Origin of the sequence: Coprococcus sp. AF38-1, assembly GCF_003603945.1 — a bacterium.
Taxonomy (GTDB): Bacteria; Bacillota; Clostridia; order Lachnospirales; family Lachnospiraceae; genus Coprococcus; species Coprococcus aceti.
Map to the genome: position 1 here is coordinate 153,557 of NZ_QVGO01000002.1, position 18,914 is coordinate 172,470.

General features: G+C 45.1%; 15 protein-coding genes and 1 riboswitch. All 15 genes read right to left on the reverse strand.

The features are described from left to right. Positions 1 to 58: 58 nt before the first annotated feature. The gene (locus DW025_RS03350; protein ID WP_119998696.1) at positions 59 to 892 is read right to left on the reverse strand and encodes an HAD family hydrolase; all 834 of its coding nucleotides are present in this window, start codon (positions 890 to 892) and stop codon (positions 59 to 61) included. Between the two features lie 175 nt (positions 893 to 1,067). Next, positions 1,068 to 1,427 (reverse strand): hypothetical protein, encoded by a 360-nt coding sequence (locus DW025_RS03355; protein WP_004851321.1) that lies wholly within the window; start codon positions 1,425 to 1,427, stop codon positions 1,068 to 1,070. Positions 1,428 to 1,512: 85 nt separating this feature from the next. Beyond that, positions 1,513 to 2,913 (reverse strand): NADPH-dependent glutamate synthase, encoded by a 1,401-nt coding sequence (gene gltA / locus DW025_RS03360; RefSeq protein WP_022216905.1) that lies wholly within the window; start codon positions 2,911 to 2,913, stop codon positions 1,513 to 1,515. Beyond that, positions 2,913 to 3,800, reverse strand: a complete 888-nt coding sequence (locus tag DW025_RS03365) for a sulfide/dihydroorotate dehydrogenase-like FAD/NAD-binding protein (RefSeq protein WP_055273918.1) — start codon at positions 3,798 to 3,800, stop codon at positions 2,913 to 2,915. Before DW025_RS03365 ends, gltA begins: the two co-directional genes overlap by 1 nt. A 234-nt stretch (positions 3,801 to 4,034) precedes the next feature. Beyond that, complete coding sequence (locus DW025_RS03370; protein WP_118017771.1) at positions 4,035 to 4,340, reverse strand: hypothetical protein; 306 nt, start codon at positions 4,338 to 4,340, stop codon at positions 4,035 to 4,037. Between the two features lie 309 nt (positions 4,341 to 4,649). Then, the gene (gene ptsP, locus DW025_RS03375; RefSeq protein WP_119998698.1) at positions 4,650 to 6,353 is read right to left on the reverse strand and encodes a phosphoenolpyruvate--protein phosphotransferase; all 1,704 of its coding nucleotides are present in this window, start codon (positions 6,351 to 6,353) and stop codon (positions 4,650 to 4,652) included. 135 nt (positions 6,354 to 6,488) lie between these two features. Further along, positions 6,489 to 6,752 carry an HPr family phosphocarrier protein gene (locus tag DW025_RS03380; protein ID WP_022216909.1) on the reverse strand — a complete coding sequence of 88 codons (264 nt, stop codon included), beginning with the start codon at positions 6,750 to 6,752 and terminating at the stop codon, positions 6,489 to 6,491. A gap of 495 nt (positions 6,753 to 7,247) precedes the next feature. Then, positions 7,248 to 9,314 carry a PTS fructose transporter subunit IIABC gene (locus tag DW025_RS03385; RefSeq protein WP_119998700.1) on the reverse strand — a complete coding sequence of 689 codons (2,067 nt, stop codon included), beginning with the start codon at positions 9,312 to 9,314 and terminating at the stop codon, positions 7,248 to 7,250. Between the two features lie 103 nt (positions 9,315 to 9,417). Continuing rightward, positions 9,418 to 10,320 (reverse strand): 1-phosphofructokinase, encoded by a 903-nt coding sequence (gene pfkB / locus DW025_RS03390; protein WP_119998702.1) that lies wholly within the window; start codon positions 10,318 to 10,320, stop codon positions 9,418 to 9,420. After that, complete coding sequence (locus DW025_RS03395; RefSeq protein ID WP_118017780.1) at positions 10,320 to 11,069, reverse strand: DeoR/GlpR family DNA-binding transcription regulator; 750 nt, start codon at positions 11,067 to 11,069, stop codon at positions 10,320 to 10,322. Before DW025_RS03395 ends, pfkB begins: the two co-directional genes overlap by 1 nt. 396 nt (positions 11,070 to 11,465) lie before the next feature. Continuing rightward, complete coding sequence (locus tag DW025_RS03400; protein WP_015534011.1) at positions 11,466 to 12,398, reverse strand: cation diffusion facilitator family transporter; 933 nt, start codon at positions 12,396 to 12,398, stop codon at positions 11,466 to 11,468. A gap of 176 nt (positions 12,399 to 12,574) precedes the next feature. Beyond that, a riboswitch (NiCo riboswitch) is annotated at positions 12,575 to 12,658 on the reverse strand. Between the two features lie 73 nt (positions 12,659 to 12,731). Continuing rightward, a complete protein-coding gene (locus DW025_RS03405) occupies positions 12,732 to 15,500 on the reverse strand; it encodes a glycoside hydrolase family 3 protein (RefSeq protein ID WP_119998703.1) in 2,769 nt (922 codons plus the stop codon). A gap of 167 nt (positions 15,501 to 15,667) precedes the next feature. After that, on the reverse strand, positions 15,668 to 16,345 hold the full coding sequence (locus tag DW025_RS03410) for a vWA domain-containing protein (RefSeq protein ID WP_015534013.1): 678 nt from the start codon (positions 16,343 to 16,345) through the stop codon (positions 15,668 to 15,670). A gap of 198 nt (positions 16,346 to 16,543) precedes the next feature. Continuing rightward, a complete protein-coding gene (locus DW025_RS03415; RefSeq protein WP_015534014.1) occupies positions 16,544 to 17,611 on the reverse strand; it encodes a macro domain-containing protein in 1,068 nt (355 codons plus the stop codon). Positions 17,612 to 17,640: 29 nt separating this feature from the next. After that, positions 17,641 to 18,885, reverse strand: coding sequence for a bifunctional glutamate N-acetyltransferase/amino-acid acetyltransferase ArgJ (gene argJ / locus DW025_RS03420; protein WP_119998705.1), 1,245 nt, complete (start codon positions 18,883 to 18,885; stop codon positions 17,641 to 17,643). Positions 18,886 to 18,914 lie beyond the last annotated feature (29 nt).

The window sequence follows — 18,914 nt, forward strand, 5'->3', positions numbered from 1 at the left end:
TCTACGCAAATTACAACCTGATTTTTATGTATATTTGTCGTCCTATACCGCCAGCTTTTTACTCCTTATCATTTGATGATCGTACGATACAATTATCCTCAAGCCAGTGCGCCACCCCATCCTCATCATTTGATGATATAACCGATGTGGCATACCTTTTTAGCTGTTCATCAGCATTTTGCACTGCGTAGCTTTCGTCAGCAAGTTCAAACATATCTATATCATTCCTGCCATCTCCAAAGGCAACCACCCTGTCGCATTCCAGAAGTTCCTGCAACTGTTTTATTGCATTTGCCTTAGATGCTGCAAACGGCATGATCTCCAGCCATTGTTCATCTGTATAAATGTCTTTCTGATATACACAGTGAAATGTTTCTTTATATTTATTGTACATTGGCTTTAATTTTTCCGGACTGTCAATGCAGGTTATGTAGAAAATATCTCCCACTTTCAAGTTCTCCGCAGACTTTACGACATTTGTCCTGATATCCCCCTGCCTGCTGAGCAGGAACTTCTTCATACCATCTGTGCACAGCTCCGGGACATATGAAAACTTCTCCTTGCCATCTATCCGCGCATACACTATCGGAAATATCTGATTACCGAATAGATCGTCAAGCACTGATCCTACCGATTCATCAAAGTAATTCGCAGCAAGGACTTCACCGGTAACATTGTCTAAGATAAACGCTCCATTGTATACGATCAGTGGAATTTCTGCCCGCAGTCCGCTTGTCACCTTCTTATCTGTGATAAGGGAGCGCGCCGTGGCATAAGAGAATATCATTCCTCTATCTGTCAGATTATTGATTACACTGTTTGTATACTCGGATGTGGTCTCATCGCTGCGAAGAAGCGTACCGTCCAGATCTGATACATATAAAGTTCTCATGTTGTCACCCACCTATCACAATTTTTCTGCAATACATACTATATTTCTACAACTCACGCATTTTCATACAACGTGCATTATTTCTTATAATGCTTTCGTTTTCCCACAATTCACTCGATTTCCTACTACCCACTAGATTTTCAATTTTCTACTACATACTAGTTTCCATAACACTCTATCTTCTGTACAGGATTTCCACATCGCCGTCCACAAATCCAGCGGCAACAGCCTCGTACTTCTTAAGTTTCTCAGCATATTTTCCTTCTGTGAGATACTTTCTGATCATCTCACAGGAAATATCAAGTATCTTCTCCCAGCCTACACCCTGCTGCCATTCGTACAGATCTTCCCCTGTCGTGAACTCCTCGTAACAATTCCAGTCCTCGTCCTCCTCGTCAAAATAAGTTGAACTTATCAACTGGATCGACCAATGCAAGTCCACCTCTTCATATATATTGAAGTTGATCGCCACCCCCGGCAGCGGCATATTCTCATCTAAAATTCTGTCTAACCATTTTGCAAATTCATCATACATAACTAATCCCCCGTATATAAAACAAAGGCTGATGTGAAGTATTCCCTATACACATCAGCCCTGTTTTTATGACTCTATATAATTATTACTTGTTGTTCTTGATGTACTCATCAATTCCCTTTGCACCAGCTCTACCAGCTTCCATTGCAAGGATAACTGTTGCAGCACCTGTTACGGCATCGCCACCGGCATATACGCCTTCCTTGGTTGTCTGTCCGTTTGCCTCTTCTGCAACGATACACTTCCACTTGTTTGTCTCAAGTCCCTCTGTTGTAGATGAGATAAGTGGGTTTGGTGAAGTTCCAAGTGACATTATTACTGTGTCAACGTCCATTGTGAACTCTGAATCTGGAATCACAACAGGTCTTCTTCTGCCTGATGCGTCTGGCTCACCGAGCTCCATCTTCACACACTTCATACCGCATACCCAGCCGTTCTCATCCTCAAGGATCTCTGTTGGGTTTGTGAGTAGATCAAATATGATTCCCTCTTCCTTAGCGTGATGAACCTCCTCAACTCTGGCTGGGAGCTCCTCCTCTGAACGTCTGTATACGATATGCGTCTCAGCGCCAAGTCTGAGTGCTGTTCTTGCTGCATCCATAGCAACATTTCCACCACCGACAACGGCAACCTTCTTACCTCTCATGATAGGTGTATTTGAATTCTCGTCAAATGCCTTCATGAGGTTGCTTCTTGTGAGGTACTCATTTGCTGAGAATACGCCGTTGGCATTCTCGCCTGGGATACCCATGAACTTAGGAAGTCCTGCACCTGATCCGATGAACACTGCGTCAAATCCCTCATCCTCAAGGAGTGAGTCGATTGTGACTGACTTTCCTACTACTACATTTGTCTCTATCTTAACACCAAGTGACTTGATGTTCTCGATCTCCTTGGCAACTACCTTCTCCTTTGGAAGACGGAACTCTGGAATTCCGTATACGAGAACTCCGCCCGGCTGGTGAAGTGCCTCGAATATAGTTACATCGTAACCCATCTTTGCAAGATCTCCGGCTGCTGTCACACCTGAAGGGCCTGATCCGATGACTGCCACCTTGTGACCATTCATCTCCTTTGCAGGCTCTGGCTTGATTCCGTTCTCACGGGCCCAGTCAGCAACAAATCTCTCAAGCTTACCGATGGATATCGCCTCGCCCTTGATTCCTCTGATACACTTCTGCTCACACTGTGTCTCCTGTGGACATACACGGCCACATACAGCAGGAAGTGCTGATGACTCGCTGATGATCTTGAACGCCTCAGCGAAATTGCCCTCCTTGACCTGAGCTATAAATCCAGGGATATTAATAGATACAGGACAGCCATTCATACATGGGGCATTCTTACATCCTATACATCTTGAAGCCTCAGCCATAGCCTCCTCTTCATTATATCCGTAACAAACCTCTTCAAAATTCTTTGCACGTACCTGTGGCTCCTGCTCGCGAACCGGCACTCTCTTCCAAACATCTACTTCTATAGCCATTACTTGTCACCTCCACAGTTTCCACATCCGCCATGATGTGTATCGCCCTCTTTTGCTGCAAGGAATGCTCTGCCCTCTACAGTCTTGTAGAGCTGCTGACGCTGCATAGCCTCCTCAAAGTTCACCTTGTGACCGTCGAACTCTGGTCCATCTACACACGCAAACTTAACCTCTCCTCCTACTGTCACACGGCAGGCACCACACATACCTGTTCCGTCTACCATGATAGGGTTAAGGCTGACAACTGTAGGAATCTCAAGCTCCTTTGTGAGCTTACATACAAACTTCATCATGATCATAGGTCCGATGGCAACACACACATCATACTTGTTGCCAGCATCTACAAGCTTCTGGATCTCATTTGTAACGACACCCTTGCTTCCATATGAACCGTCATCTGTTGTGATATACAGGTTGCCGGCTACCTTCTTCATCTTATCCTCAAGAATGATGAGTGACTTGTTTCTTCCTCCGACGATGACATCAGCTTCGATGCCCTGCTCGTGGAGCCACTTTACCTGTGGGTATACAGGCGCTGTTCCAACACCACCTGCAACGAAGAGAATCTTCTTTTTCTTGAGTTCTTCTATATCCTCCTTGCAGAACTCCGATGGACATCCAAGTGGTCCAACGAAATCCGCAAATGAATCTCCTGCCTTCTTATTCTTCATCATCTCTGTAGCAGCTCCAACTACCTGGAATACTATAGTGATGGTTCCGTCCTCTCTTGAGTAATCGCAGATAGTGAGAGGGATTCTCTCTCCATCCTCTGAACCTCTGACAATTACAAACTGTCCCGGAAGACATTTATTTGCAACTCGTGGTGCAACCACGTCCATGAGGTATATGGTCTCTGTCAACTGTTCAACCTTAGTAATCTTATACACTCTGTGCTCCGTCCTTTCCGACAGCCAAATTCTGACTGTTATGATCATTTTATTCTGTAAATGGGTGCAAACGCCCCTATTTATACACGTACGTACTTAATTTAGCAAAAAATATCAACAAAATCAAGGTATATGTAAAAATATCACTGTTCTAAAAATGATCCTCAGGTACAAAAAATCCCGCCAAAAGAGAAATTTTTCTCTCCGGCAGGGACTATTATATCTTACTTTATATTACTGTCTCTTTCTCTTCGCCTTGGCCTTGAGTGCTTCCTCTTTCCTTCTCTCGTTCTCCTGAATTATAAGCTTCTTCATTCCCTCCAGCTTTTTCTGGTTCAGCCTTATCTGCTCAAGCTCACTCTCAGCCATCTGCTGTGCCTCTTCACTCTGGAAGCTGACAAACTTGTCAAATGCTCCCGGATAGGCAAATGTCTTTTCTACATTATTATAAGAAAATACAATTCTTATATGGCTTCCATCACATTCCATCACACTGCCTTCACCAAACTTCACATGGTTTACTTTTTCATTCTCAAACATTATTACATCCTCCTATCCATATTATTTCCATCTACAATACTGTTAAAACAAACTCACTAAAATTACGATATGATGCACCTGTCTGTTTCGATCTGCAAGGCTGACTCTGTTCACTATGTGTTCTTCCTGCTACTAATTATACTGTAACAAAAAAATCGGCACTTTTTCCAGTTAAAAATGCCGACTTTTTTATTTTCGTGAAAATAGTCACTGCGAGTCATGGTTTTTGTTCATTATTGATTTCTCAAACACATGAACCATACAAAAATGTACTCATATTTTTACCAAGCCATATTGTGCACTTTTAATCTATCTTGCATTTGCTTTGAGAAGTTCCGCAACCTCCGCCTCTGTTGCAAGTGAGAGTGCCTTTGCTGCCAACTCATCTGCTTCAGCCTTCGACCACTTGGCTATCGTTCCTCTTGTCGCAAGGACTGAAGTGGCACTGACCGAAAACTCTCCCAGTCCAAATGATATGAGGAGAGGTATGAGCAACGGATCTGCTGCCGCCTCACCGCACATGCCTACCATGATGCCCGCTGCATTTGCCGCCTCGATGATATTCTTCATGGAGCGGAGAACTGCAGGATTGTAGGACGAATACAGATACGCAACCTTTGCATTGCCTCTGTCGACCGCCATGGTGTACTGTGTCAGGTCATTTGTGCCTATACTGAAGAAGTCTGCCTCCTTTGCGAGCAGGTCTGCTATGAGACTTGCCGCAGGAGTTTCTATCATTGCACCGACCTGGATATCCTTATTGTATGCTATATTCTCTGCATCAAGCTCAGCCATGAGCTCCTTAACAAGAGCCTTCACGCTTCTGATCTCATCAACACATGTGACAAGCGGTACCATGATCTTGATATCGCCAAATGCACTTGCGCGGAGAAGTGCCCTCAGCTGTACTCTGTATGAATCTTTATTCTGCAGACAATATCTCACTGCTCTGAAACCTAAGAACGGATTGTCCTCTTTCTCAAGTCCAAGGTATGGGATATCCTTGTCACCACCCACATCAAGTGTTCTGATGATGACTTCTCTGCCCTCCATGGTCTCGGCAGCCGCCTTGTACGCCTGGAACTGCTCTTCCTCAGATGGGAGCTCCGATGCGCCCATGAACAGGAACTCTGTTCTGAAAAGGCCAACGCCCTCTCCATCACATGCAGCAACCTGCTTTGCATCCTCCGGATTACCGATATTGCCATACAAATGTACCTTTGCGCCATCAGCTGTGTCTGTGTCTTTGCCTCTATATACCTCAAGAAGAGCCTTATCACTTAAGTACTTCTCTCTCTTTGCCCGATATTCTTCTATCTCTTCCTGGGACGGATCAAGTATGCAGATTCCATCGCATCCGTCAACTACTGCTGTCATTCCATCTGAAACCATGTCAACTATTCCATCCACGCTGAGTACCGCCGGTATCTCAAGTGCTCTCGCAAGAATAGCTGAGTGGGATGTCTTGCCGCCAACCGCAGTGATGATTCCTGCCACATTCTCCTTGACGATTCCTGCTGTCATGGATGGGGTGAGATCCTCAGCCACAAGGATAGTTCCAGCTGGAACCTCTGATATGTTCACATCAGGTGTACCTGTGAGTATCTTGAGCATTCTCACCTTGATGTCGCCAATATCAGTTGCTCTCTGTCTTGTGAGCTCATCATCTGCCATCTGGAACATTCCGGCAAACATATCACATGTACTCTCAAATGCAGCCTCTGCACAGGTTCCGCTCATAATCGCGCCCTTTGTGATCTCATCCATCCCCGGATCTGTGAGGAGCAGTATGTGTCCCTCAAGGATCTCCGCATTGTGCTCTCCGACACTCTCCTTCATGGCCTCTGCCATGGCATGTGTCTTCTCTGTAAACGCTGCAACTGCATCGTCATATCTCTTAATCTCTGCATCTGTATCTGTGATTGTTCTGTTCTCATATTCCGGCTTTGCGTCAGATATGATCACAACCTTTCCAACGCCGTAGCCGGCTGAACCCGCGATTCCTTTATTCATAAGAAAACCTCCAATTATTCTCTATACAACAAATGGTACTCAATCTGAGTACCATTTGTCCGTAACATTTACTGAAGTCTGATATCAGATTTCACTTATCATTTCCCTGCTGCGACGTCAGAACATCTACATGTCCTACTCGCCGAATCCTGACTCGATGAGCTCAACTGCCTTTGCAAGAGCCTCCTTCTCGTCTGCACCGTCACACTCTACTGTAACCTCAGCACCACACTTGATGCATGCTGCGATGATGAGCATTACGCTCTTGGCATTGATCTTCTTGCCTGCTACGTCGAGAGTTACTGCGCATGAGAACTTTGTCATCTCCTTTGCAAATACTCCTGCTGGTCTCATGTGAAGTCCCTGTTCATTTACTACTTTTACTGTCTGTGCTACCATAATTTCTTCTCCTTCTTTAAAATACGGGCCGCAATTCCAGTTATGCCACTGCAAGTGATTGTTTATATCATTTTCGGGTCGCTCCCGCTTATTTCGGCCTACAGCGTATGCAACAACTGGTGGTTTTCCAGTTGTTGCCGATAATCGTCAATATGTTTTCCATTGACGATTATCTGAGTACCGGCGGCCTCAAATTCCCTTCAAATGATATAAACAATCACTTGCAGAAATCCTCTATCATAAGCAGCCCTTGTTTTGTTTAATAATATATTGTGACTTGTAATTATCTGCTTTATGGTTCTGTTTCTTATCAACCCTCGGATTTAGCAGAATTTTGTAAAAACATTTGATCTGCATTTTTCTGTTATATGGTATCACAGCCAGATGTTCCCCACACCTTTTTCGTTATTCCATATATCCGACAGATTTTCACAAACCCCAATTGTATAAATTATAACATTCTGTCGTTTTTTGTGCATTACTTTTGTGCATTTTTTACTCCTGCACGTTTCTCTTGATAAGACCGAGCATGATACATGTGATCACTGATCCTACAAGCCATGAGATGATGTATGGTAACCAGTTGCCTACGGTTGCGAATACGAAGATTCCGCCGTGAGGTGCCATCAGTGTACATTTGAACGCTGCTGACATTCCACCTGCAACTGCTGCACCGACAAGTGTACATGGTATTACGTGGAGTGGATCTGCTGCTGCAAATGGTATTGCACCCTCTGTGATGAATCCACATGACATTACAATATTTGATACTGTTGAGTTTCTCTCTGCCTTTGTGAACTTCTTAGGGAAGAAGATACATGCAAGAGCAATTCCAAGTGGAGGTACCATACCACCTACCATAACTGATGCCATTGAGATATAGCATGCCTGAACTGCTGGATCTGAGAGCTGTGCGCCGCCTGCGACAAGCTCTGACGCTGTTGCGAGAACCATTGTTCCGTATACATAAGCTGCCTTGTTTATAGGGCCGCCCATGTCTATCGCCATCATACCGCCGAGGATAATTCCAAGTGGGATGAGAAGATTTTTATTTGCAAGGGCTGTCAGCATATCTGAAAGTCCTGTATTGATCAATCCAATAATTGGATTGAGTATAAATATCATAAGTACTGCAACTATAAACATACCAACAAGTGGATATATAAGTGTTGGCTTAATTCCCTCCAGTGACTTAGGGAATTTGGAGCAGATCTTTCTAAGAAGAAGAACTACATATCCTGCAAGGAAACCTGCTGCGATACCGCCGAGGAAACCTGATACTGTATTTCCGCCGCCCTCTGCGACGAATCCAAACTTTGATATAAATGACTGGAATCCGCCAAGGTTATCTCCTGCCCATACATAACCTGATAGTGCTGCATTTCCAGAGGATGCCAGGATACCGCCGAGGAAACCGACTGCAAGTCCAGGTCTATCCGCTATGGACTCTGCTATAAATCCTGCAAGTACCGGAACCATCACGCCCATCGCCAGGCCACCGGCATACTTGAAAAATGCTGAGAGCGGCGTCATGGAACCGAAGTTGGATCCACCTGTTGCACCAAATCCGCAAAGTGTATCTATAAGGAATGCAAGAGCTGTGAGGATACCACCGCCGATTACGAATGGGAGCATGTGTGATACTCCGTTCATAAGATGCTTGTATATTCTGCTTCCCACACTGCCATTTGCACTACTCGACTCTTTTCTGTCACCCTCCTCGTGGTGAACAGGGACCTGACCATCCACGATCTTCTGTATGAGTTCCTCAGGCTTGTGTATTCCATCTGCCACTCTTGTGAAAAGAACTGGCTTTCCATCAAATCTTGCTGTTTCAACATTCTTGTCAGCTGCAACTATGATACCATCACAGTTTGCGATTTCTTCATCAGTAAGTATATTTTTTGCTCCGCCTGAGCCATTTGTCTCAGCCTTTAATGCATATCCCATCTTGGCGCCGGCCTTCTCAAGTGCCTCGGCTGCCATATATGTGTGAGCTATCCCTGTAGGACACGCTGTAACGGCAAGCACTCTAAAGCCTTTCTTCTCAGGAGCCTTCTCAACTGCCTTTTCCTCAGGCTTCTCTGCTGTCTCCTCTGGGAACTTTGCGTTCTCATATTTGTCAACGACTGCAAGGAATGCATCCTTGTCTGCTGCCTTCAGAAGCTCTGCTCTGAAGTCCTCATCCATGAGGAGCATAGACAGTCTTGAAAGCACCTCAAGATGTACATCTGATCCGCTCTCTGGTGCTGCGATCATGAAGAACAGGTTTGATGGCTGTCCGTCAAGTGAGTCGTAATCAACTCCATCTGGAACTGTCATAGCTGCAAGTCCAGGTCTCTTGACTGCCTTGTTCTTGGAGTGAGGGATTGCTATTCCTTCTCCTATAGCTGTTGAGCCCTCTTCCTCTCTCTTAAGTATTCCTTCTTTGTATGTTTTCTTGTCTGAGATGTTGCCTGCTGCATCGTGCAGGTTTACAAGGTAGTCGATCGCTGCATCCTTTGAATCTACCTTTACACCCAGAGCAATGCTTTCCTTTGATAAAAGCTCTGTAATTCTCATAAGCGTAACCTCCTCTTAAATAATCAGCCGCATCCACATATGCTACTGTGCGATATCTGAATCTCCTAAGTATTCCCTCTCATGACGGAACACGTACAATTTACTATAACTGCTTATAGAGTTCTTCTACTTTGTCCGCTGTGGCGAGGCCTTCTGAAAATGCTGTGGCACTTCCGGTTGCTGTTCCTCTCTTCAATGCTTCCATGTAATCGTGATCCTTCAGGTAGCTTGCTGTGAATCCTGCCACCATAGAATCACCTGCCCCTACTGAGTTCACAACTGTTCCCTTTGGAACTCCGATCTTGTGAACCTCTCCTGTCTCTGTGATGAGTATTGCTCCGTCCCCTGCCATGGATATGAGCACATTTCTTGCACCCATGACCTGGAGCTTCTTCGCATACTCAACGATCTCGTCATCGCTCTTTAAGACTACTCCGAACATCTCGCCAAGCTCATGGTTATTCGGCTTGATGAGGAATGGACGAAACTTCAATACATTGAGCAGAAGATCCCTTGTCGCATCCACCACGATGTCGATGTTCCTGTTCATAAGCTTCTCCATGATCTGCTCGTATATGTCAGATGGAAGTGAAGCAGGGATGGTTCCCGCAAGTATCAGGCAATCTCCCGACTGGAGCTTGTCCAGCTTGTCAAACATCTGCTGAAGCTCATCTTTCTTAATGTCGGGTCCCTGTCCGTTGATCTCCGTCTCCTGTTCTGCCTTGATCTTGACATTTATCCTGCTGAGACCATCCTTCAGCTGGATAAAATCTGTCTTAACTCCCATGGCCTTGACTCCGTCCTCAATCTCCTTACCGGTAAATCCGGCAACAAAACCGAGAGCTACGGAATCAACTCCTATGTTCTTAAGTACGGTTGAGACATTGATACCTTTGCCGCCATAGAATATGGCTTCTGACTTACTTCTGTTCACCATTCCAAGCTCAAGGCTGTCCATCTTGACAACATAATCGAGCGCTGGATTGAATGTCACCGTATAAATCATTATCTGAGTACCTCCTTTACAACTGTGGCGTCTATGTACTTATCATTTACAAGTCTGTCCGTGATAATACAGGCTTTTTCGATTGCCGCAAATGTCACCGCTGTCACCTTGTCGAACTTGCTGCTGTCAGCAAGGACTATGCTGGCATAAGATCTGTTCACCGCTTCCATCTTCACCATAGCCTCTTCCACATCGACCGTCGTGAATCCATAATCCATATGGATTCCATTTGTTCCAAGAAAGCACTTTGTGAAATTGAACTTTTTCATGGAATTGACCGCCTCGGCTCCGATGATCGCCTCTGTGATTGGCTTTACAAGTCCGCCTATCATATACGTTCTGAGGTTCTTCTTGAGAAGCCGCTTGGCATGTGCTATTCCATTGGTGACAAATGTAGCATTTGTTTCGCCGATATAGTCGATCATGAGCTCCGTGCTGGTTCCTGCATCTATAAATATGAAATCTTCATCATTGATCATCGTTGCCGCATATTTTGCAATGGCACTTTTCTCTTCGACGTTGAGCTGTGCCTTGGCTGAAACCGGTGCCTCATTGGTGATATATTCATGCTCGATCGCCTTGGCACCACCATGGAATCTCTTGATCTTACCCATATCGTCCAGAGCTATCAAATCTCTTCTTATAGTAGATTCTGACGCTCCCGTGATCTCCGTGAACTCTGCAACTGTCATAGACTTTTTCTCTTTCAGTGCATCTAAAATCGTTGTGTATCTATCCTCGGTCATCATAATAATTGCCTCCTGCCTTTTAAGTATGTCTCCTGTATATGTGTTTTTCGTGTTTGTGTATTTTCTTTTTTCGTGGCTTTTCAGAATGCATATATCTGCATCCGGTGCTTTTAACTTTTCTTTAGGATAACATATTTTTTGACTGTTTTCAATTATTTGTGATTGTTTCAAGGTGGTTTTCACTTGATTTCAGTCACTTTCAATCAATCTATATGCATAATATCATCGCAAATGAAGATTGTCAATCATTATTCTGCATATTTTTGAAGATTTTTGAATTGTTTTGATTGTTTTTGACTATTTGCAGGTTTGATACTCGTTTTGCAGCTTCCAGCACACAAAATAAGACACCGACCAAATCTGATCCGTGCCTTACTCTGCGTTATCAATCTATGATTATTCTGCCACATCCGCAGGATTGACATGCACCATCACATGCTTTACCTTTGGAAAATTCTTCTCTATTCCCTCATGGACCTCTTCCGCTATCTCATGCGCATGTCTTAATGTATATGAACCGTTTACACCTATCTCCACATCTACATATATTTTGTTGCCAAATATCCTTGTGTGAAGAAGATCAACACTGAGAACTTCTTTCTGGGCGAGCACAAAATCCCTCATCTCTTTCTCTGTCTCTTCATCGCAGGAGTGATCCACCATCTTGTCCATGGCATCCTTGAAGATATCGTATGCCGCCTTAGCTATGAATACAAAAATAACAATACTTGCAATGGAATCCATAACCGGGAATCCCATCATCGCACCACCGATACCAACAAGCGCGCCGACCGATGACAGCGCATCTGATCGGTGATGCCATGCATCTGCCATAAGTGCGCTTGAATCTATCTTCTTCGCATAGTGTCTTGTGTACCAGTACATTATCTCCTTTGTGACAATGGATACAACAGCCGCCACCAGTGCCAGCATCCCCGGTTTCTGCAGGCTTTGGTAATTGCCACCGATTATGTCCTTAACCGCCTGCGAGCCGATCTTGATACCGGTATACAACAGCACTATAGACAACACGATCGCTGCCACACACTCAAGCCTCTCATGGCCGTAAGGATGTTCCTTGTCGGATTCCTTCGACGCCAGCTTCACCCCGATTATGACTATTATGGTGCTGAACACGTCTGATGCTGAATGTACCGCATCACTTATCATTGCATTTGAATGTGCAAATATTCCCGCAAATAATTTGAATACTGACAACAGTACGTTCTGTACTATCGTTATAAACGATACTTTATTTGCAACCTTTTTAAACTCATCCTCTGATACGGCAGATGCCGCCATCGTGTTTATTTTGTTTGCGCTTTCCATATAATCAGCCATCCTTTCTTAAATGAACACCAGTCTATTGATAATCACCTTAATCAAAAGACCGATGCTGTGCGATCAATAAATTTCAGAAAGCTCTTATCACTAAATATATGTGGGAGATTTTATAGAATGTCTAAAAGAGTATAAAAAAACACCCACGACTCAGTATTAGTAACTACTGTCCCGTGGATGTAAAGATTCCACTGCCATGATGGCCCGACTCCTTGGCTTTCGCCAATGGTCTGCTCAGTTTGTACTGTAGATTTATATGCAGTGCAAAGAGTTAACTTAGGTTACCATCTATGGCAGTCTATGTCAATATTTATTTTCAGATCAAAACTCTTTTTCAAAACTGAACTTAATATCCTTGAGGTCAAGTCCATTCGACTTCACATACAGTCGGAGCACATTGAATCTGCCGTAAAATTTGACCTCTTTCCTGATCACAACATCCTTGCCGTCAGTTCCGTTAAATGTGAAGTTGCTCACAGGGAATCCGTTGAAAAACAGGGTACACGGCAGCTGGGCAAGCTTTTCGAGTGTCGAGCTTCCCCTCAGGCTCACCTCATACTCTCCCGGATGTTCAACATCAAGTGCTATGACATAATTCGTGTCGGCGGTGCTGGCCTTCTCTGTCAGATCTATAAGTATGTCTCTGTCGACATTGATGTATTCCACATCATCAATTGAAAAATCGTCCGCCTGCTTTGGACGGTTTATTATCTCTACCTCTGCAGGCTCTCCCACAAGACGCTTAAATGCATTCGTATTCATGGCAAAGTTACACACATTCTTTGCAATTCTCTGAAGCTCAGCTCTCAATATACGTCCGTCCTGAAGTGCCTCTATGACATTATCTCCGCCCATGTTCTTCGAGCCGTCCGGGCAGCACATATACATGTCATTCTGTGCCTGTATCATAGTCGCAAAGTCATTTGCATCCGGCTCCATACCCCTGCGGTTGATGGATGCCCACCAATCTGTCATGACCACGCCTGTAAATCCCCACTCATTTCTGAGTATCGTGGTATTCAGATCATAACTTCCTGCGGTGTAGAGACCATTTACCAGACCATATGTTGTCATAACAGAGTCGGCATATCCCGACTTGACAGCTATCTCAAATCCCTTCAGGTATATCTCCCTGAGTGCCCTCTGGGAGATGACCGAGTCCGTCGTATGGCGGTGATACTCCTGATTATTTCCACAGAAATGCTTGATCGTTCCGGACACGCCGCTGGACTTAAGTCCCTCTAACTGTGCAGTTGCAATGGAACCCGTAAGGTATGGATCCTCGGAGAAATACTCAAAGTTTCGTCCATTAAGCGGGTGACGGTGGATATTCATTCCCGGTCCGAGAAGAACCTCAACCTTATTTGCTGTCATCTCAAGTCCGAGAAGTGCATACAGTCTGGTGTTCAATTCTTTGTTAAATGAACATCCGCACAGAGCGCCATTTGGAAGTGAGAATGCCTTCATACCTGAGTCGAGTCTCATTCCCGATGGTCCGTCATCACAGCACACCGACGGAATCTTATGTGCGATCAAATTTGGCGATACCCCGGCAAATGCTGACGCTGTTCCCGCCGTCACAAGAGAACTTCCCATTCCCTCGCCGCGAACAAAGCATGCCAGATCCTCATCATCAAACTGCGCTATGAACTCATCCATGGAAGCCTTGCCTTCCCTTACATCAAGAAGCGTAATTCCCCTGTCACCAGTAACCGGTATCTCCTCCGGCAGTTCCTGCTCTCTCCTGTCATACATATCAACAGTGACTAGAGGTGTCTCCTCATACTCTATAAGCATCCTGCCGTTCTCATCACAGAATGGTTTCATGCGGTCAAACTTCTCATATGGTGCAAGTGCCTCCTGAAGTTTCTGAAGCTCCACTGTCTCAGCGAGCTCAAAGAACAGACACTCTGTTGTATTTCTTATGCTGTTTCCTACATGGATAGTGTAGTCTCCAGCTTCAAGCACATAACAGTTTCTATGGCCTGTCGCCCCTGAATCGTCAAATGATGCCATGCGGTCAAGTGGTATCTCAAACTTCAGCTCATCGCTGAGTCCCGGAACAAGCTCCTTTGTCTTCGCAAAATCAATGAGCACTCTGGATGGCTTGCCAAGCCTGCCCTGTGGCATCTCACCGTACACCTGGACAACCTCCTTGCCAAGTCTCTTTCCTGTATTTGTGACTTTGACACAGATATTCGCCACGCCTTTTTCAAAATCCAGGCTTGCATGCTTTACGCCGATCTTGAAGTCTGTGTATGACAATCCGTATCCAAACGGATATCTGACCTTATCCTTTGCAAATGTCTCAAAGTAACGGTATCCCACATAGATATCCTCAGCGTAGAAATTTCTCTCTTCGCCGCCGAAATTGTCATACGCAGGATAATCCTTGATATCGTAGGCTATCGTGTCTGTGAGTTTTCCTGAAGGGCTGACATCTCCTACGAGGACATCAGCCACTCCATATCCTCCGACCATTCCACCCTGCCATACATACATACAAGCATCCGGGGAAATCGTGTCGAGAAATGACATATCTATAAGACCGCCGACATTCAAGAGAACGACCATCTTCTGGAAATTCTCTCTGACAAGTCTAAGCATATCAGTCTCTATATCAGTGAGCATAAAAGCTCCTTTTTCAAGTGTATTGTCCTTGTCCTCGCCTGCCGTCCTAGCGATTATCACTATGGCCGAATCCGACTCGCCGGCAGCCTCCTGCACGAGCTCCTCTGTAACCGGCATCTCTGCCTGTGACCACGGCTCCTGTCCCCAGCCAAGTCCCAGCTCCACAGGATGTTCCTCATCCCATGCGGCATAAGTCTCTGCCAGTTTCTGATTGACATTTACATCCTTGCACTCATTAAGTGCATCAAGGATTCCCACCACTCTGGCAACATTCACCATGCCGCCTGAACCGGTTCCACTCTTATAATAATGGTTCTGCATACGTCCAAATACAGAAACCGTCTCTCCCTGCTTAAGTGGCAGAGCCTTGTTGTCGTTCTTTAACAGAACCAGTCCCTCTGCAGCCATCTCACGGGCTGTCTTCTCATAGACCTCCCAGTCAAGTACTCTATCTTCCATCTGCCTACCTCCCAATATATCTTTGCTCAATTCCATATGGTGATATTGTACATCATACAAGTAAACTTTGATATGGAAAACTTTAACTTTTTGCTGTGCAAAACGCAAGCGAGTCAGACAGTTTGCTCCCCATTCATACTGCCGGAAACGGAAGATATAGTTGTTTGTCATCTGCCACGCTTTATATAATCCTCATCAAGCTTTGTACTCCATTCCCTGTCATCGAGGGCGGCAGCCCCCGCCATCGGCTCGGATGAGCGCATCGCATGCACCGCATTCCCTACAGCTCCATACACATTCTCTGTTCCAGCCTCGTCGCACACATAATTCACCGCCCGCTCCGGTCTTATTCCAAAGCGTCCTGCCTCCATGACAGCATCGATATTTGCTCCGATGAAGATGAATTCCCAGCCATACTTTTTCTGCTGGCGCTTAACCATCTTCTGTATCATCTCATAGCTGTAATTCCGGCTGGCGTTCTCCATTCCGTCTGTGATTATCACGAACAATGTCTTCTCAGGCACATCCTCTTTTCTTGCATACTTGTGGATATTGCCGATATGGTGAATCGCACCTCCAAGCGCATCAAGCAGTGCTGTGCAGCCACCCACGTAATAGTCATTGTCCGTCATCTCTGGTACATTCTCAATAGGAATCCTGTCGTGCAGTACTCTGCTGAAGTCGTCAAAGAGCACAGTCGAAACGTACGCCTCTCCATCATCACCGCTATTTTTCTTCTGCTTTTCCATCATTGAATTGAATCCACCTATCGTGTCAGCCTCAAGTCCGTGCATTGAACCACTTCTGTCCAGAATAAATACTATCTCCGTAAGTCCTTTTTTCATAATCATCAACCTCACATTCTTTTATCTTATTGTTTTTATGTGTCAGGAAATGCAAATGTGTAAACAATCTGCATGCACGTGCGTTTTAGAAATTAACCTTGGCATGTCCACTCTGCTTTCCCTTAATATGAGTTAATAATAACCTGTATAACAAACAAAAAGGTCACCCCGCAGGCGACCTTCTCATTTTACTTTGTTTTATTCTGACAGCGAGGCAAGTCCATAGTCGAACAGAACTATATTGATCTTTATGACGCTGTATTCTTTATGTACTATATGATACTCCACGATCTTGTCCGTCTGAGAGATCGGTGAGAGTGCGTATCCGGCAAGCCCCAGGAAGTCAACAGTCTCATCAAGATTCAGGCGAAGCCCGACTGCCAGTGACAGAACTTTTTCCTTCGACGGCTTTATCCTGCCCTTCAGGAGCTTTGAGAAATACTGCTTGCTTATATTTGCCGCAGTGTAGACCTCTGAATTCTTAAGTCTCTTTTTGTTGATTAACTGCTGCAGATGTTTTTCAAAGCTGTCCGTATATATGCCCTTAAGCATGTCGTCCAAAGAACCATTTGAGTTGTTTTCATGTATTCCCGAACTCTTACCTGACTGTGCCAGTGTTCCATATTCCATAAACTGAGGTCTATGTTGACCGCAAAGATATTCTTCATCGAACCTTGCAGTGTCTTGGCATTCATCATACGATGACAAAGTACGATATTCACTCAGATTTTTTTCAGCAACATATTCGTCATCTATTAAACTCTTCACATCATCATACCATTTTCCTGATACATGATATGAATGATCATCAAACACCACAAGCGTAATGTCCATCTCATGCTCCTGCAGAAATGATGTAAATGCATCAATTGCAATCTGAATTCCAAGCTCTTTAGGAAAGCCGTAAGAGCCCGTAGCCATCAGTGGAAATGCAATCGACTTGCATCTGTGTGCATATGCCATAACTAATGCTTTGTCATAACACCTTCTGAGAAGCTCCGGCTCCTGATGTCTTCCATCCACCCAGGCAGGTCCGCTTGAATGAATGATGTATCTCGCCGGAAGATCAAATGCTTTTGTGATTCCAACCTCTCCAGCCGCCAGAGTTCCAACCTTTGCCCTTGCCTTCAGAAGCCTGTCACGCCCCGCAGCCGCATATATTGCAGAGTCCACGCCAGCTCCCACGGCAACGTGCGGATTTGCCGTATTTACTACTGCATCTGCATGAACTTTTGTTATATCACTTCTAATAATCTTAAATGGCATTCGGCTGTCTCCCTGATTTGTTTTATATATTATGAACGATAATCCCCATTGATCTTCACGTAATCATATGTCAGGTCACAGCCCCATGCCTTGGCTGTCACGTCACCGATTCCGAGATCTATGTTGATGTGGATTTCATCTGAGCTCAATACCTTGGCTGCCTTCTCCTCTGAGAATGGTACGCCTGCGCCGTTGCGGCATACTGGAACTACGCCAAATTCTGACTCAAGGTCAACTGCAACCTTATCTATATCAAAGTCTGCCTCCGCATATCCGATGGCACAGAGGATACGTCCCCAGTTGGCATCCTCGCCGAACATAGCACACTTTGTAAGTGGGGAACGGATAACGCTCTTTGCCACGATAATGGCTGTGTCAAGGTCAGGTGCCCCTGCAACTGTACACTCGATCATCTTGGTTGCTCCCTCACCGTCTGATGCGAGCATCATAGTCATACACTCCATAACTATATAGAGGGCCTTCTTGAACTTCTCATATGCATCATTCTCTGTGTCGATGAGCTTGTTGCCTGCAAGGCCATTTGCCATGACTGTAAGGGTGTCATTTGTGGACTGATCTCCGTCTACGGAGAGGCAGTTATATGTCACCTTTACGATCTCTGAAAGAGCCTTCTGGATCAGCTCTGATGTGATCGCTATATCTGATGTGATGAAGTTAAGCGTTGTCGCCATGTTTGGATGGATCATTCCGCTTCCCTTTGCCATACCTCCGAGGGTGCATGTCACTCCGTCTATGTCAAACTGGACAGCAACCTGCTTATCAACTGTGTCTGTGGTCATGATAGCATTTGCCGCCTTGTCGTTGCCGTCTGCCGAGAGACCGTCTGCAAGTTCTTTCATATGCTCCTCAAATGGCTCGATAGGGATGATCTGTCCGATGACGCCTGTTGAAGCATTGATGACAAGGTTCACATCTATACCCAGGGCATCCGCTGCAAGCTGGGATATCTTCTCAGCCTTCTCTATTCCATCTGCGTTGCATGTGTTGGCATTCTTGGAGTTCACAATGACTGCCTGTGCCTTGTTGCCAGATTTCTTCAGGTGTTCCTTGGTAACTGTGACCGGTGCGCCCTTCACCTTGTTCTGTGTATACACGCCTGCTGCCACACATGGCACCTCTGAAAATACCATTCCAAGATCATTCTTGTTCTTGTCAGGGTTCAGTCCACAGTTAAGTCCATTTGCCGTGAAACCCTTGGCCGCGCACACGCCACCGCCTACATATGTATAACCGTCATATATCTTCTTGTTCATAGTAATCCAATCCCTTCTAAAATGTATTT